This is a genomic window from Mesorhizobium sp. M0862 (genome assembly GCF_040319795.1).
GTDB lineage: Bacteria > Pseudomonadota > Alphaproteobacteria > Rhizobiales > Rhizobiaceae > Mesorhizobium.
The window spans coordinates 160307-177168 of the sequence record NZ_JAMYOJ010000004.1; the positions used below are offsets into that span (position 1 = coordinate 160307).

Consider the following 16862-nt stretch of genomic DNA (forward strand, 5'->3'; position numbering starts at 1 on the left):
ATTACCTCAACGCATAGAGATAAGCGGCGATGTCCCGCGCCTGTTCATCGGTGATCCTCGTCGACGGCATGGCCGTGTGCGGATTGACTTCCCTCGCCGAGCGTATCCAGCGGATCATGTTCTCCGGATTGTTTGCCAGCAGGCCACCGATAAAGACCCTGTCGGCAAGGCCACCGTCCAGGCGGGGTCCGACCTGGCCTTGCGCACCCGGCACGCCGGGTATCGTATGGCAGCCGGAGCAGCCATTCGCCGTCATGATCGGAATGGCGCGAGCGCCTACGCCCCCGGTCGCCGCATCCGACTCGTGCCGGACACGGTCGCGCCGGTCGGACCACAAGGTCGCCGCTGCCACAGCCGCGGTCAGCAGCAGGATTGCGGCAAGGGCGCCCCCGATCAGCCTACCCAGGTCGGAGCGCATGTGTTGCCTCCCTGGTTGCGCTGCTGCTTATCCAGAGGCCGGCGAGCAGCAGGGCGGCGCCGCCATAGATCAAGCCGGCCGGAACCCACATTACCAATCCGGCGAGCTGCTGGTCCTCGATCGCGGTCATTCCCCACAATGCCGCGCCGGCGCCATTCTCCGGATACCAGAGTTTGGGCGACATCAGCAGCAGGACACCGAGCAGGCCGGTATGGAGCGAGGTGAAGAAAAGATGCATGACGGAGTTGCCATAGGTCTGCTGTCGACCGGGGCGCGGTAGGAGCGCCCACCAGAACAGCAAGGCTGTGCCGAGGAAGCTCGCATGCTGGGCATAATGAAGAAAGCCCTGCTGGAGCGCTGCCTGGAACAACGCCGGAATGTGCCAGATCCAGATGGCGACGCCGTGAATGATCGTCGCGTTGAGGGGACGGATCACCAGGGCCCAAACGGATTGCAGCGTCTTTGCGCGCATGAGCTTGCCCGTCCCGCGGCGAAGTGCGGCCGGCAAGGACCAGAGCAGGACTGCGCCTGGGCAAGCGGCGACAAGGAGGGGCGCCGCCACCGCCATAAGCAGTTCATGCTCGATCATATGGGCGGCAAACACCCGCTCGCCGAGCGCATGGATGGGGCTGACCAGTGCTGCCGTCAGCACGCCCCAACCGGCGGCGAAAAACAACGCCTGCCGCATCCGCTCGGGACGGCCTCGGCTGCTGCGGCGCCACAACCGAGTCGCTCCGATGGTATAAAGGAAGGCAATCGCGGCCAGCGGAAACGTGATGGGAAATGCGAGCGTCCATCCGGCCTCGGGCGCGCCGGCGCCGTAGCAGATCGAGGTCGAGAAGAACGCGTCGAAGCTCATCGCAGGCACTCGTCGAGAATGAGAGCCGCGCTGCCTTGCATGATGATGACGAGGGCAAACAGCAATGCCGCAAGCATGCCGAGATCGGCGACGAACTGCTCGGTGCTGCGCGTGCGCTCAGGCTTGAAGGCGGCGCCGCCCTGCCGCTTCGCCCGCCATGACAAGGCACCGCCGAGCAGCGAAAGCACGGCGAGCACCAGTGCCACGGGAAGCACCACCGGCACCTGGCGGTTGCACTGCCATGGTACGAGTGCGTAGTTCAGCTGCGTCGAGATTGCCCAAGCCATCGGCCCCGACAGAAGACCACCCCAGGACGTTCCCATTTTCAACGCACGCATCAGCCTAGCCTCGGCATCCAGTAGATGAGCAGATAGATCGGGATCCAGGTCAGCACCACGAAATCCCAATAGAAGACATTGTCGCCGACATCGCCGAAGCGCCGGCCGCTATAGCCATGGCGTGTGAACATCAGCACCGTCAAAACGATGGTGTCGCCGACATCGGTGATCAGGTGTGTGGTATGCAGCCCGAGCAGCACCCAGAGCATTGAACCATAGGCGTTCGTGTCCCAGTAGATGTTCAGCGCCGGGAATTCGAACCAGCGCACGACAAGCGGGGCCAGACCGAGCAGCGACATCACCACCAGCCCGATCCGCACCGGCACGATCGCGCATTGCTTGGCATGGCCGTGGAGGATGTGATTCGGCACCACGCTGATAATGAACAGGATGGTGACGATCGTTCCGGGCCAATGGTTGGGGTGCGGGGCGCTTAGACGCCAGTTGGGCCACAAAGTGGCGAGATAGAGATAAGCGCCGGCGGCCAACGCAAAGCCCATGCCTTCCAGCGCCATGAAGCCGAGCGTTCCCCACCAGGTCGGGCTGCGCGGACCATGTCCAAAGGTTGGGAGGTCCGAAAGATCCAAGCTGGGACGCTCACTCATCCCTCATCCTCCGGGTCGTCCTTGGGCCAGAACCAGCCGATCAAGGTGATGGCGATCGGCGCGGCGCCCCAGACGATCGCCCAGGGCGTGAAGATCGAATAGACAAACGTACCGCCGACAGCGATTGCCGCCAGCAGCGGCCAGATCGACGGTGTCGCCGATTTCTCGCGAATGTCGGGGTGGGCTTCCGCCACGGTTGAGATCAACAGCTCACGGACATCGACGCGGAGACCGGTCGCCACAGGCAGCGCCTCCCGTTCGGCCCAGAGCGGCTCGACATGCGTGACAATCGGTATCCGCGCGAAATTATAGCTTGGCGGCGGCGAAGGCGTCGCCCATTCGAGCGTACCGGCATCCCAGGGATTGTTTCCGGCCAGCGCGCCCTTCAACGCGCCGTGTACAAGATTGAAAGTGAACAGTACGAAGCTGAGGAAAAAGAGCACCGCGCCAGCGCTGATGAACAGGTTGATGTTGCCCCAGCCAAGCTCGGCCGGATAGGTGTAGACCCTTCGTGGCATGCCCCAGAGCCCGACGAGATGCATTGGAAAAAAAGCTGCGTTGAAGCCGATGAAAGCCAGCCAGAAATGCCAGCGCCCGAGACGCTCGCTCATCATGCGGCCGCTGATCTTGGGGAACCAGAAATAGGCCGCGCCCAGCAGCGGGAAGACCGAACCGCCGATCAGCACGTAATGGAAATGGGCGACGACGAAATAGGTGTCGTGCACCTGGAGGTCCAGCGGCACCGAAGCGAGCATGACGCCGGTGAGGCCGCCGATGACGAAGATGAAAAAGAAGCCGAACACGAACAGCAGCGGCGTGCGGATCACCGGCCTGCCGTCCCACAAGGTCGCCAGCCAGCAGAAGATCTGAACGCCATTGGGGATGGCGATCAGCATGCTCGACGCGGTGAAGAAGCTGGCGCCGAGCTTGGGTAGCCCCGTCGCGAACATGTGATGGACCCAGAGGCCGAACGAAAGGAAACCGACGGCGATCAGCGACAAGACCAGCCCGAGATGCCCGAACACGGGACGCCGGGCGAAGACCGGGATGATCGCGGAGACCATGCCCGTCGCCGGCAGGAAGATGATGTAGACCTCGGGATGGCCAAAGAACCAGAACAGATGCTGGAAGAGCAGTGCGTCGCCGCCCTCGGCGGGGTTGAAGATATGTGTGCCGACCAGCCGGTCGAGGATCAGGAAGGTCGAGGTGATCATCACCGCGGGCATGGCGAAGACGACGACGAAGGAGGTAACCAGCATTGCCCAGACGTAGAGCGGAATCCTGTCCAGCGACATGCCGGGGGCTCGCTGCTTGAACACGGTGACGATGGTTGCCACCGCGACGGCCAGTGAGGAAACTTCTGTATAAGTGATCATCTGGGCCCAGACGTCGGCCCGCTTGCCCGGCGCGAATTCGGGGCCTGACAGCGGCACATAAGCAAACCAGCCGACGTCGGGCGCCATGTTGAGCGCGAAAGACACCCAGGCGAATATGCCGCCCGAAACATAGATCCAGTAGCTGAACGCGTTCAGGCGGGGAAAGGCGATGTTGCGGCTGCCGACCATCAGCGGGACGAGATAGATGCCTGTCGCCTGCACGATGGGCACGGCGAACAGGAACATCATGGTCACACCATGCATCGTGAACAGCTGGTTGTAGAGGTCCGGGCCGATCAGACCGCGCTGCGGCCCTGAGAGCTGGATGCGCATGGCGACAGCGTTGAGCCCGCCCAGGCACAGAAACACGAAGGCGGTGATCAGATAGCGCCGTGCGACGACCTTGTGGTCGACGCTCGACAGCGCGCCGATGATGCCGGGGGGCGTGCGCCATGTCCGCGCCAGCCAGCGATCCAGGCTGGTATCGTCCATGCCGGTGTCGCGCGGTCCGTCATGCTCGGGTGCGACGTCGCCCGCGGTAGAGGTTTCACGCACCGGCGGCAGGTCGCGTTCGCTTGTGAGGTCCGCGCTGCTCATTTAAGCGCCTCGAGGTAGGCGACCATGGCGTTGAGTTCGTCGCCGCTGAGCTCCACCACCGGCATGTGGGATCCGGGCTTGATGCCCTGTGGGTCGGCTATCCAGGCGGCGAGATTGCCGCGGCTCATTGTCAATGTCCCGGCGGCAAGCGTCTGCCGGCTGGCTATATGGGTGAGGTCAGGGGCGACCGTTCCTCCGGCAGGCGTGCCGCCTATTCTGTGACACATCACGCAAGGGCGCTTCAGAAACAGATCCTGGCCGGCCTTGGCTTCGTCCCCCGTCGGAGTAGCGGCCGGCTGCAACTGGTCGTTCCACCAGGCGTCGAACTTCGCACGCGGCTCGGCGATGATGAAGGTGCCCATGTTTGCGTGCTGCGCCCCGCAGAACTCGGCGCATTGACCTCGGTAAACACCAGGCTTGTCTGCCTTGAGGTCGAGCACGTTCATGTGGCCGGGAATGAGGTCGAGCTTGCCCGAAAGGCTCGGGATCCAGAAGGAATGGATGACGTCGGTCGAGGTCAGAAGAAGCCGCACCGGCTCCCCGGCGGGGATATGGATCTCGTTCGCCGTGGTCAGGATGCGGCTTGGCGTGGCATCCTCATAGCGCACCTCCCACCACCATTGATGGCCGGTGACCCGAATGGTCAGTGCGGCATCCGAGCCGATCGCGGCGAGCGTCCTGTTGGCGAAGAAGCTCAGCAAGGTCAGTCCGATCAGGACAATGGCGGTCAACCCGACGGCGGTCATCACCGCGCGCAGCTTCCGGTCGTCGGCGCCGGCCTTGATCGCGAGCGGCTCCGCCTGCGCGCGCGACCGCATCATCAAGGGCACGACGAGGGCGATCATCACCAGCACCCACACCACGGCGCAGAGCGCGGTGAAGAACCAGATCAGCCATGCCAGTTCGCTCGCCGCGGGACCTTTCGGGTCGAGGGCGGATTGCCAGCCCGCGCATCCCTGGAGCAACAGAGCGCCGGCGGTGGCGAACGCCATCGAGACGAGACGTTTCACGGCGACTTCCCCAGCGTGGCCGCGTCGGGCATGCGGTTTTCCGACGGATGCGCCATCATGTCGTCATTGCGTTGCGGCGCGGCGGAAGACGGCGCGTTGCCGCTCAGCGAGCGCACGAAAGCCGCAAGCTCCCAGATCTGGTCGTCGGGAATCTTGTCGCGGAAGCTCGGCATGCCGTTTGGCCGACCGTCGCGGATCGTGGCATGGATGCTTTCGATCGAGCTGCCATAGAGCCACTTCTGGTCCATCAGGGCCGGCCCCATGCCGCCGCCGCCATTGGCGTGGCATCCCGAACAGTTGAACCAGCCGAAAAGCCGTTTCCCTTCGCTCATATGGAAGGCGTTGGCCTCGAAGCTCGCCGCCTTGTTATCGCTGGCGGGGGGGCGCTGTCCGCCGGGCTCCAGCGTGGTCACAGGCGTCGGCTGCTCGCCCGATCCGAGCGCCGATTGCGGGCGCGTGTCACGTTCCTCGCGCTGGCAGGCAGCGAGCGCCAGGACTGGAAACAGGAGCATGGCCACAACGGCTCTCATCGCACCGGGCTCCCCGAGGCATCGAGGCGCGGCACGCCATACTGTGACAGCAAGGTATCTATCTCGACCTTGTGCCTGGACAGGGCGCCATTGACATCGCCGCGCAGCGCATCGTCTTCGCGGCGGACGCCCATCGAGATGTCGTAGATCATCGGCAGTTGCGGTCCGTCGATGCGGGGCGCAACCGGCGTGATGCGGAGCGGCACCTTCTGCCTGGCGGCGAAGTAGCCGGCGAGGGGGCCCCAGACCACGGCAAGGTCGATCTCGCCACTCGCCACCGCTTCGACGATGCGCGCCGGCGGGTTGGGGGCGGAATAATCGCCATAGACCGGATAGCCAACGAGGTGCCCGACGATACCGCGGCGGCCAAGCGCCTGGACCGGAGGCGAATTGGCGCCATCGTCGCCGATGAGCTGAACACCGATCCGCATGTCGCGCAGCCGCGGATCATTGAACGATGCTACGTCGGGGCCGTCCCTGCGGGTGACGAAGACATAGGACGATCGGTAGTAGGGCGTGGTGGTGCGCAGCATTTCGAGGTTGCTCGGCGTGCCCGGCACGAGATCGCACAGGCCCGCCTTCAGCGTGTTGCGGATGAAGCCGCGACGCTGCGCCCACCAGGTATAGGTCAGCTTGGCGCCGAGATCGGACGCAACGATTTCGGCGATCCTGTTCTCGAAGCCCTGACCTGCCGCGTTGGAGAACGGCAGGTTGTTCGGATCGGCGCAGACCCTCAGCTCACGTGCGTCGGCTGTGGCCGTCAAGAACACGAAGGCGATCGCGGCCATGCCGATCGCCAGCCGTTGACACCCCTTTCGCGCCGGACCTACGGTCAAGTACAATCCATCAAGGCAGCCGGAACACATAAAGCGTGCCTCCCGAGGTTGTCGCGTTCTTCAGATCTTTCATGGCATTGACGAAACCGAGCGCGGCGGTGGCGTCACGCGGGTCAAGATCGCCCGATACAATGGCGCCGGCCCAGCCGCCGACACCTGAGAGGATGGCGACATATTGGTGCCCGTCGGGACCGCGATAGGTGATGGGCTGGCCGATGATCCCGGACGAGGTCTTGAACTGCCAAAGCAGGTCTCCGGTCTTGGCGCTGACCGCCTTGAACCAGCCTTCCATCGTGCCATAGAAGACAACGTCGCCGGCGGTCACCACCGCGCCGCTCCACACCGGGAAATTCTCCTTGAGGCTCCAGGCGGGTTTCTCCGCGGCGATGTCCCAGGCGGTGAAGGCGCCGCGATTACCGCCGGGCCCTGGTATCATGCGGACGTTCATGCCCACATAGGGCGTGCCGGCGATGTAGTTCACCTCGACGCCTTCTTCATCCATGCACAGATTGTTGTGCGGGATGTAGAGCAGGCCGGTCTTCGGCGAGAACGCGGAAGGCTGCCAGTCCTTGAGGCCCGACGCCGTCGGACAGATATCGCGAACGACCTTGCCGGTGCCGGTCTTCTTGTCCGGGTTTACGATCAGCCGACCGGTTTTCAGATCCACACCTTTGCTGGAGTTGACCGGACCAAACGGTTTTGCCGACAGCACCTCGCCGGTTGTCCGGTCGAGGATGTAGAGATAGCCGTTGCGCTCCGGCCGGATCAGCACCTTGCGCGGCTTGCCCTGCCAGGTCATGTCGAGCAGGATCTGCTCGTTGATGCCGTCATAATCGTGAAGGTCATGCGGGCTCCACTGATAGAACCATTTCGCCGCGCCGGTGTCGGGATCGCGCGCGAAAATGCCAGACGTCCACTTGTTGTCGCCCGGCCGCAAATCCGGATTCCATGGTCCGGGATTGCCGGTGCCGTGGAAGATCAGGTTCAGATCGGGATCATAGGAAATCCAGCCCCACATGTTGCCGCCGCCGATCTTCCAGGCTTCCGGCGGCCACGTCGTGACGCCAAGATCCTTGCCTTTGTCCATGTCGTAGTGCGGCTTGAAGTCCGATCCGATCAGCACGTCCTTGTCCGGCCCGGTGCTATAGGCGATCCAGACGACATGACCGTCGCCGGCGTCGAGCGCCTTTACCCAGCCGCGAACGCCCATCTCGCCGCCGGAATTGCCGACCAGCACTTTGCCCTTCACCACAAGCGGCGCCATGGTGATGGTCTCGCCGATGTTGATGTTGCCGACATGAGTGTTCCAGATCGGCATGCCCGTGTTCGCATCAAGGGCAATCGTGTGGCCGTCCAGCGTATTGAAAAAGATGCGCCCGTCGGCGAATGCCACCCCTCGGTTGACGACGTCGCAGCAGGCCACCCCCTGTGCCGCCGGCTCGGGATTGGGTTCGTACTTCCACTTCATCGGGGCGCCGGGCTTGGAGAGATCGAGCGCATAGACGAAGTTGGGAAAGGGCGTCACGATATACATGGTGTTGCCGACGACCAGCGGCGCTGCTTCCTGGCCCTTGTTCACGCCTGTCGAGAACGTGAACGCGACCTGCAGGTTCTTGACGTTGCCTTCATTGATCTCGGAGAGTTCGCTGAAGCGCGTCGACGCGTAGTTCTTGGCCGGCATCGTCCATTGGCCGTCATCGGGTGGCGAAGCTGCGGCTGGCGGTACGATCGCTGGTGTTTTAGGAGGCTCGGACGCAGCGCCCAGAAGCAGCAGGCAGGCGAGCAGCGTCACCAGAAGGATAGCGCCAAAGGAATTCCCGGCAGCCAATTTGCGGGTATGGCGTTCTACGTCAACGCGCGTTAATGCCAATTGCGGCATAGCTTTCATTTATTGATCGAGCCTCCCACGCCGGCGCCAAGTTCGGCGGCGATGTCGGCCTCCGTTCCGGCACAAAGCGGATGGCCCCAGCCCGAAGCGCTTTTGCCGCCGGGGTCCAGATCGTAGACAATGGCATCCTTGCGATTTGGATTGACGCCTGCCGGGACCTTGTCGAAGCCGAGCGCCGCGCGGATACGCCAGGCGACATTGTGATCGGCGCATGAGGAATCGCCTGAAACGCCGAGGCCGCCGACAATGCTCTTGCCGTCGTAGAGGGCAAGCCCGCCGCCAAACACCACGACGCCTCCGATCGGCTTGCCGACGAGCGGGTCGCCGGCGCTTCCGAACGTTTTGGGATCGCCCGTATAGGCCGCGGCCTGGTTGACGGGATTGGTCTCCTGCAGGCCAAATAGCGGCCCGCCCGGCTGCACCCCCGCATAGAGATTGGCCGTAGAGAGGGCCATCTGAGCCAGGCTGAGACCGTTGGCCGTGTTGGCTTTCTCCGCTGCTATGAGCCGACTTCCCGGCCATTGCGAGTCGGGGGTGGGGCCGCTGAACGCAATCGCGCAGACAGTGCCGTCACGGGCAACGATGGCTGCCCATTCGTTGGTTTCAAAGCCGCCATTGGCTGGTCCGCCGCTTGCCTTCACGTTGGCTTTGAGGGCTGCAAGCAGCTTATCGTGATCGGCCGGACAGGGCTCCTGCGCCATGGCATCGTGCCCGTGGAACAGGCCACCCATCAGCAACAGCAGGCCAAAAAGAGGTACGAAAAGCTGCGAGCGATACATTGTCCTGGCATTTGTTTACATAACAAGGACCACCCCGGCAGACCGCAGAATGCGAGGATACGTCCAGTGCGTCAGTGCCTAACTCGCGTAATGCTTCTATGTTCCTGCTTTGCATAAAATTCGTGCAGTTGGATTTGGGTGCAGGTGTTCAATCAAAGCATGGGACCTGGATACCCGTGGCCACAGGCCAAGCGGTGAGGCAACGCGGCTGATCCAGGAAAATGCGATCGGGATGGCGCAGACGCACCCGCCCTGACAAACGCTGTTGCCTTGTCACGGCGTTCGACGATGGATGATCTCTTCAATAAGTTTCGCGTCGGCTTCGTACTCCGCGGCCCGCGCAGCCATTTGGCTGGCCAGGCTGTGTCTTTCCCGCGCGGCTTCGCGTTTTGCCGTACGTTTCGCCAACTCAGCCCGCTGCTGGTGCGCTCTTAAAAGGCTCCAAAGAGCCTGTTCCGCATCGTCAGCCTGGGCCTGCATCAAAACGTCTGCCCCGAACGCATGTCCGGTGTGGCAGCGGTAACGGGTAATCGGCCCGTCTTCTATCTCCCATAGGGGGCCATGACATTCGGGGCAGACAAATGTCGAGGGGGCGCCAAGCTGGCCTTCGGTCAGTTCCATTGTGCTGTGCTCCTGAGCTGCAATCGCTGCCTCAAGGCGGATGCCGGACGGGATTTCTGGTGTCGGTCCTGCGATTTCGGAAGCAAGCCTGTGCAACAGGCCAGCCATTTCGGACAGAGGGACGCAATGGTCGATTTCCACATTCTGCAAGGCGCTCAGCGGCATGTCGGGTACTGCAGCGTCGCCGGGGTCCTGGACTACGCTGACGCCTCCGCACATCTTGATTGCGTGCAGGCCGGCGGTGCCGTCGGAGAGGCTGCCTGTGAGCACGACGCCGATCACGCTGCCGCCAAAGCTGCAGGCCGCCGATCGAAACAGGGGGTCGATGGCGGGGCGCGCCAGGTTCTCGCGCGGCCCGCGCCGCAGCAGCATATGATCGTCATGTAACAGAAGGTGAGCTCCGGGCGGTGCAACGAAGATGTGCCCGTTTTTAACCTTCATGCCGTTGGAGGCATTTGCAACGGGCATGTTGGCAGCGCGACCGAGAATGTCGCCGAGGTAACTCGTGGGACCAACGTGCTGTACGACGAGGAGAGCCGCCGGGATGTCCGGCGAAAGATCGCGGACAAGTCTCTTCAGCGCGTCAACGCCGCCGGCCGATGCTCCGATTGTCACGATGCACCGGTTCTCGCAACCGTCGGGACGGACCTTGTCCGGCTGGCCCGCACGCTCCGAATCTGATCGTGGTGCGGCGGTGGCCATGGTTGCTTCACCCACATTCAGCACAGATGTCGATGCGAGCGCTCCGGCCAGTCCGTTGCTGGTCGGGCGCCCTGCCTTCGTCGGTGTTAGCTTCCGGCCGCATCGCGGAACATAGATGCCCGCGTCGGCTCTGTACTAACGCCTACGTGCGCGTTTGACAGCAGCCTCTGCCACGGCCGGGGCCTCCTGAATGCTTGCCGCGCCGCCGAAATCGGCGTTCTTGGTACGGCCAGCTCCCGGGCCTGCTCCTAGATCAGCGCCTGTTGTCGGATCGGAAGCCGGATCGGAAAGCGTACGGTCGGCCATCCTGGCCACCACCTTCATGTCTTTGGCCCCCAGCTTGACAGTTGCCAGGCCGTCTCCGCCGTCGACGGGCATCACCTCTTCAAGGTCATCGATCCGATCCCACTCTTCGCCGGAATTCCATGGGCCAGCGACATCGCCGTCGCCTTGAGAGGTGTTGACATACATGCTGGCGTACTTCTCTACGCCTGGGAGCTTGCCGGAAGGGAAATTGTTTTCGATCGCGTAGAGTGCTTTCTCGAACGACTTCTGGTGCGCGATCTCGCGGGTCATCAGGAAGCCGAGCGCGTCCTTGATTCCCGGGTCGTCGGTGATGTTGATGAGGCGTTCGTAAACGATCTTGGCGCGGGCTTCGGCGGCGATATTCGACCGCAAATCCACCGTAGGTTCACCGCGCGAGTCGACATAGGCCGCGGTCCAGGGAACGCCGGCTGAGTCGCACAGCGCGGGAGCGCCGCCGAACAGAATTGATTCCTTGGCTGTTGTGCCGCTGGCGCCGATCATCAGGTAAAGGTCCGCTTCCTTCATTTGGCCCTCGGCCAGCTGTGCCTTGAGCCCCTTGTTGAGCATGGTGACGATTGATCCCACCACTTCGAGATGGCTGAGTTCTTCGGTCGCAATATCGAGCAACATGTCGCGACGGCCAAGATCGTCCTCGCCAAGCCCTTGCGTGAAATAGCGCATGGCCGCTGCAAGCTCGCCATCGGCGCCGCCGAACTGTTCCATGATCATGCAGGCCAGGCGAGGATTCGGCTCCGAGACGCGAACGGTGTATTGCAAGCGCTTGTTGTGCATGAACATGGACATCTCTCCGGTTAGATCATCCGAACATCCCGGCAAGTTGATTGTTCCATCCGGCCATCGGCCAGCGAGCATTTTTACGGCAGCTTCAGTGTTGAGCATCGCAGGGAGCCAGAGGCGGCATTTATTCTCCGACCGGTGACCGGCGGCAACGAGATTTCGATCGTGCTGCGCCATCACGGCAATGAGCAAGGCCGCGGATGGGCAAGAGGTAGACAAAATCTGGAGGGATACTGGCTCGGAAAAGTGAAGCCGGGCCATATTAATACGATGTCGGTGTCGACACCTTCGGCCCGTTTCGCCGCACACCTTACGCGGCAAACGCCGGGTTCGGTCACACGGCGAGCGTCGCGGGCTGTTGCCCGTTCACTTTCGATCCAGCACCTTCCGGACTTTCTCTGCCAATTCGTCGATCGTGTAGGGCTTGGTCAAAAGTTCGGTTCCGAAATCGAGCGTGCCGTTGTGGACAATCGCATTTCGTGTGTAGCCGGTGGTGTAGAGCACTTTTAGCGACGGGTGCATTGTCTTGACCTGATCCACCAGCTCCCGGCCCGACATCTCCGGCATCACCACGTCGGTGAACAGAAGCGACGGCACTTGCCCGCTTTCGACGGCCACCAGCGCTTCGCGTGGACCTTGCATTTCCAGCACGGAGTAGCCCAGTTCCCGCAGCGCTTCCGCGGCCATCAGCCGGACGCGATCTTCATCCTCGACAACCATGATGATCTCGTCTGCACAGCCGGGGTGCTCGCCTGCCACGACGTCGATTTGGCTGTCGAGCACGCCATGGTGCGAGCGCGGCAAATATATTTTCAAGGTGGTTCCGATGCCCTGCTCGGAATAGATCTTCACACTGCCGCCGGACTGGCGAACAAACCCATAGACTTGGCTGAGTCCCAGCCCGGTGCCTTTGCCGACCCCCTTGGTGGTGAAGAACGGATCGAAGGCTCTTGCGACAACATCAGCAGTCATGCCCGTTCCTGTATCGGTGACCGCTATCATCACATACTGGCCGGAGGGGATCGCGTTCTCCCTGGCATAGCGATCGTCGACGTGGGCGTTTGATGTCTCGATCGTCAGCTTGCCGCCAGCAGGCATGGCATCCCTTGCGTTGACGCAAAGGTTGAGCAGCGCGCTTTCCAATTGCCCTGCGTCGGCCTCGACATGCCATAGGCCCGCAGCGAGCACGGTCTCGATCTGAATGGTCTCGCCAAGCGTCCGGTTCAGCAATTCGCTCATACCGGAGACGAGGCGATTTGGATTCAGCCGCTTCGGCGCCAGTGGTTGCTGGCGGGAAAAGGCGAGCAGTCGCCTGGTAAGTTCTGCGGCACGTTGTGCTCCATCGATCGCGCCGGTTACGAATTGGTGGACGTTGGTATCGCCGTTTCTGAGCTTGCGCTGCACAAGGTTCAGGCCGCCGATGATGACGGCCAGCATATTGTTGAAGTCGTGCGCGATGCCACCGGTGAGCTGTCCGACAGCTTCCATCTTCTGGGCTTGGCGCAGGTGCTCTTCTGCTCTGGCGCGTTCCGCAACTTCATCTTTGACACGTTGTTCGAGCGTGCCGTTGAGTGTCTGCAGCGCCTTGAACAGCCGGGAGTTGTCGATGGCCGTCGCGGCATGGCCGGCAAGCCCCAGCAAGGCCGCTTCTTGCTGTTCGGCGAACACGCCGGTCTCTGAATGACCAAGGAAGAGGCCGCCCAGGACCTCGCCCGAACGCGAGACGACCGGCACGGCGAGATAGGAACGCACCGGCAGATGGCCCTCCGGCATTCCCTTGCGGGGCCAGTTCTTTCCGTAACGCGGATCGGTGAGGATATCGTCGGAACGCACCACGCTTGTGCCGCGGAAAGTGGGCTCGAACACCGCGGTGTTGCGCGGCATGGGAAAGTTTTCGAAAGCAGAACGAGGTGCCCCCGAAAGGGCGTAGAGCACATAGCTGTCGCCCTTGTCGTCGATCACATTGTAGAAGAAAGCTCCGAATTGTGCGCCCGACAGCACCACGCCGGCATCGGTTACCGTCTGGACAATTCGCTCTACGTCAAGCTCGGCCGCCACGGCTGCCGCAGTGGCGTTCATCAACTGAAGCTGATGCTCCACCCGCTTTCGCGCGGTGACGTCGACCACGGTGCCGATGAAGCGGATCGCACGGCCGGACTGGAAAAGCGCTTCCCCCGTTGCGGCAATCCAGCGCTCCTTGCCATCCCGAAGGCCGATCGTCCGGTATTCGATGTCGTAGCGGGAGGGGGTGCCTGGCGCGAGCGACTGGCGTACGGCCTCGTCGGCCCGTGCGCGATCTTCCGGGTGGAGGCCCGCCAGGAAGGCGCTTTCATATGTCACCTCCGCGTCCGGCGGCAAACCAAAAAGGGCTTTGCACCGGTCGTCCCAACGCAGCACTCCGCTGATGGGATCGTAATCCCAGGTGCCAATAGCGGCCGCGTCGGTGGCAAGCCTCAGCCTCTCCTCGCTGGCCCGTGCCGCCTGTTCCGAGCGAACGCGCTCGATGTGAGCCCAGGACCGCTCCGTCACCTCGGTCAGCAAGGACAGTTCGCGTTGCGACCAGACGCGGCGCTGCTTGTCGTGGATGGCCATCAGGGCAGTCAGTCGGCCTTGTTTGACCAAAGGCATACAGATGGTTGCCGTTATCCCGATATCCTGAAAGGTCTTCGCTTCCTCGGGAGCAATTTCCTCAAGGTTGTTGTTGATGATAAGCGGCTTGTTGGCGCTGAGGTTGGTGACAGCCAGGCGACCGAAATCGGCAAGACTGTAATATCCCCTGATGCTGGGCGAGCCAGGTGCGCTCCAATCGCCGCGGATGGTGAAATGGTCTTGGTCCTGCTCCATGTCGGCATAGGCGCAAATCGAGACGCCAAGATGTTCGCCGAGGAGCCGAGTGGTGATCTGCATGACAGCATCGGCGTCGGCCGCGAGGGCTATCTCCCTGCCGAGGCGGTCGAGAAAAGCAAGGCGTTCGGCGTTCTCGCGCAGGGCCAGTTCGGCGCGAAGGCGTTCTATCGCCGTACGCGTCCGGTCCGCGACTGCCGAAATGAGGGCTACTTCCTCCGTCGCCCAGCGTCTGGGCGCGGAGTGGTTCAGGTATAACAGCGCCACCAGCCCGCCATGCTCGGTAACGGGCATGTTGATGACGGATTGGGCGCTGATGGCTTTGAGTGCCTCCGCATGGCTGCTGGTTCGCGGATCTGTCTCGGCGTTTTCAAAGACAACGGTTTCGCCTCGCTTCAAATCCTCGATATACGAGCCGTAGTTCCTGAAATTCAGCGTCCCAGCCAGGCTTTTGATGCCTGGCGCGTTCCAGTCCCTGTCGATGGTGATCGTTTCTTTCTCTAGATCGATCGTGCCGTATCCGGCTCGGCTGATGCCAAAATGGTTCCCCAGCAGTTCCGCGGCTGCGTAGGCCAGTTCTGCGGGATCCGTAATCTCGCGAATACGGTCGCCCAGCGCTGCCAAAAGCTCGAAGCGCTGCAGTTCAGATCGCGGATTGCTTGAAGTGGCCCCCATTTCGCCCCCATTTTGCCCGGACTTAAATGCAGTCTGCGGCCAAGAGTTCCCCGCAGGACGGCAGTTTCTTTGGCGGGCCGGTCAGCCGAACACGCCGCACCGGTCATAGGTTAATGACAGCTTGGCGCGCTGTGGCGGATAAAGGGGAAACCAGCGGGCACTTGACGAGCTCCCGCTGGCTGGGTGCCCGAACCGCACTTCACTCGTTTGGAGACGTTTGATGCTTGACCGACCCATTCTTACGAATACGGACGCTCTCTATCCAGACGACCTGAAAACGCTTCGGTCGGTCTTCGACGCGCTGTGTCAGGAATTTGAGATTACGTCGGACACTACCGCGGCAGAATCCATCGCGAGAGAGCTGGTCAGACTTTTCCAGACCGGGATGACGGAAGCGGCCATGCTGATGATTGCCGTGCGCGCACGTTGGCTGGGTGATTGGAAAATGGGAGGCAGCAGCGCTGCCCAGGCTTAACGGTCCCAACTCCATGGAGAAGGCCTACTTTAGCCGCTTGAGCCGGTTGTACAGCGTTGTCTTGTCTGGCGGAACAAGCTTTCGCCCCGAGAGTTGGGGTCGGCAGATAGTTTCCAACAGGCACGGGCATGGCGTTCGACAGAGATGGACCGAAACTCGCGACCGGGTTGCTCGCGGCCTCGTTGGCGGCGCTGGCGGCATACAACGCCATCCACGCCAAACGTGCGATTGCCGGCCGGGCGTGCGGACGTGTGATGGAGATCTATGGTGTGCGCCTGCATTTTATCGAAGCCGGAACCGGCATGCCGCTCCTTCTCTTGCATGGCAATGGATCCATGGCGGAGGATTTCAAGTCGAGCGGCATCTTCGATGAGGCGGCAAAGACCTACCGGGTGCTTGCATTTGATCGTCCCGGTTTTGGGCGAAGCTCACGGCCGCGCGGCCGGCGTTGGTCCGCTCGCGACCAAGCCGACCTCATACATGCCGCGGCCTGCGGGCTGGGTATAGAGAAATACCTCGTGCTTGGACATTCCTGGGGAGCTTGGATCGCCCTCGAATTGGCGCGCAGGCATTCTCAATCGGTCGTGGGCATCGTGCTGGTCTCGGGCTATTACTATCCGCCACCGCGGCTGGATCTTGCACTGGCCGCACTCCCTGCACTGCCTGTGATCGGCACCGCGTTTCGTCACACCTTGCTGCCGCCGCTTGTAAGGCTTGCTTGGCATTGGGCAATGGAGAAGATCTTTAAACCCGCCGTCGTCGCCGGCGAGTTCGCCGCACTTGCCAAAGATGTCGCCAGCCGCCCTTCCCAACTGCGGGCGGTTTCTCTGGAGACAGCATCGATGCTGGCCGCGTCCCTCTTGGGAAAAGCCAACTATAGGGACATTGCCGTGCCCACCGGCATCATGGCGGGATCCGGGGACCGGTTGTTCGACGCGCAACGCGATGCACGACGCTTGCACGCGGAAGTCGGTGGGTCTCTCCTCGAGGTGGTTCCGGGCGCCGGCCATATGGTTCATCAGAGCGCCCCGCAGGCAGTGGTCGGCATGGTGCACACTATTGCAGGACGGCACGCCTTGTTCCAAGCGGGCCGTCGGCAGCGACCCAAGTCGTGTGCCGACGAGTTCAAGGCAGATCCGGCCTCGCGGGAGCCACCGGCGATAAGCGACGCCGCTTGCACGGAATGATCTCCAAACGGGGCTTTC

Annotated in this window: 15 protein-coding genes; 2 read left to right on the forward strand and 13 right to left on the reverse strand. The window is 62.4% G+C overall.

The annotated features are described in order from the left end of the window. Position 1: 1 nt before the first annotated feature. From NKI15_RS07860 to NKI15_RS07920, 13 genes are all read right to left on the reverse strand, one after another. Entirely contained in the window at positions 2-418 is a 417-nt protein-coding gene (locus tag NKI15_RS07860; protein ID WP_023704605.1) for a c-type cytochrome, read from the reverse strand. Further along, positions 399-1277 (reverse strand): cytochrome c oxidase assembly protein, encoded by an 879-nt coding sequence (locus NKI15_RS07865; protein WP_023748049.1) that lies wholly within the window; start codon positions 1275-1277, stop codon positions 399-401. Before NKI15_RS07865 ends, NKI15_RS07860 begins: the two co-directional genes overlap by 20 nt. After that, a complete protein-coding gene (locus NKI15_RS07870; RefSeq protein ID WP_023681115.1) occupies positions 1274-1615 on the reverse strand; it encodes a hypothetical protein in 342 nt (113 codons plus the stop codon). The genes NKI15_RS07865 and NKI15_RS07870 overlap by 4 nt, the downstream gene beginning before the upstream one ends. Further along, positions 1615-2220: a cytochrome c oxidase subunit 3 gene (locus tag NKI15_RS07875; protein WP_023681116.1), complete on the reverse strand. Its 606-nt coding sequence runs from the start codon at positions 2218-2220 to the stop codon at positions 1615-1617. Before NKI15_RS07875 ends, NKI15_RS07870 begins: the two co-directional genes overlap by 1 nt. Beyond that, positions 2217-4193 carry a cytochrome c oxidase subunit I gene (gene ctaD, locus NKI15_RS07880; protein ID WP_023749961.1) on the reverse strand — a complete coding sequence of 659 codons (1977 nt, stop codon included), beginning with the start codon at positions 4191-4193 and terminating at the stop codon, positions 2217-2219. The genes NKI15_RS07875 and ctaD overlap by 4 nt, the downstream gene beginning before the upstream one ends. Further along, positions 4190-5203 (reverse strand): cytochrome c oxidase subunit II, encoded by a 1014-nt coding sequence (gene coxB, locus NKI15_RS07885; protein ID WP_023668010.1) that lies wholly within the window; start codon positions 5201-5203, stop codon positions 4190-4192. Before coxB ends, ctaD begins: the two co-directional genes overlap by 4 nt. Next, positions 5200-5733, reverse strand: coding sequence for a c-type cytochrome (locus NKI15_RS07890; protein ID WP_023668011.1), 534 nt, complete (start codon positions 5731-5733; stop codon positions 5200-5202). The genes coxB and NKI15_RS07890 overlap by 4 nt, the downstream gene beginning before the upstream one ends. Beyond that, positions 5730-6599 (reverse strand): substrate-binding domain-containing protein, encoded by an 870-nt coding sequence (locus NKI15_RS07895; RefSeq protein ID WP_023749960.1) that lies wholly within the window; start codon positions 6597-6599, stop codon positions 5730-5732. Before NKI15_RS07895 ends, NKI15_RS07890 begins: the two co-directional genes overlap by 4 nt. Next, positions 6580-8457 (reverse strand): methanol/ethanol family PQQ-dependent dehydrogenase, encoded by a 1878-nt coding sequence (locus tag NKI15_RS07900; protein ID WP_352513838.1) that lies wholly within the window; start codon positions 8455-8457, stop codon positions 6580-6582. The genes NKI15_RS07895 and NKI15_RS07900 overlap by 20 nt, the downstream gene beginning before the upstream one ends. Next, complete coding sequence (locus tag NKI15_RS07905) at positions 8454-9236, reverse strand: heme-binding protein (protein WP_023826387.1); 783 nt, start codon at positions 9234-9236, stop codon at positions 8454-8456. Before NKI15_RS07905 ends, NKI15_RS07900 begins: the two co-directional genes overlap by 4 nt. A gap of 273 nt (positions 9237-9509) precedes the next feature. Beyond that, positions 9510-10559: a chemotaxis protein CheB gene (locus NKI15_RS07910; RefSeq protein WP_023681123.1), complete on the reverse strand. Its 1050-nt coding sequence runs from the start codon at positions 10557-10559 to the stop codon at positions 9510-9512. Between the two features lie 135 nt (positions 10560-10694). Further along, positions 10695-11663 carry a manganese catalase family protein gene (locus tag NKI15_RS07915; protein WP_023681124.1) on the reverse strand — a complete coding sequence of 323 codons (969 nt, stop codon included), beginning with the start codon at positions 11661-11663 and terminating at the stop codon, positions 10695-10697. Between the two features lie 366 nt (positions 11664-12029). After that, a complete protein-coding gene (locus tag NKI15_RS07920; protein WP_023821879.1) occupies positions 12030-15182 on the reverse strand; it encodes a GAF domain-containing protein in 3153 nt (1050 codons plus the stop codon). A 220-nt stretch (positions 15183-15402) separates the two neighbouring features. On the opposite strand from NKI15_RS07920, the gene NKI15_RS07925 reads away from it, so the two are divergent. Then, positions 15403-15657, forward strand: a complete 255-nt coding sequence (locus NKI15_RS07925; protein ID WP_352513837.1) for a hypothetical protein — start codon at positions 15403-15405, stop codon at positions 15655-15657. Between the two features lie 128 nt (positions 15658-15785). Further along, positions 15786-16844 carry an alpha/beta fold hydrolase gene (locus tag NKI15_RS07930; protein ID WP_352513836.1) on the forward strand — a complete coding sequence of 353 codons (1059 nt, stop codon included), beginning with the start codon at positions 15786-15788 and terminating at the stop codon, positions 16842-16844. Positions 16845-16862 lie beyond the last annotated feature (18 nt).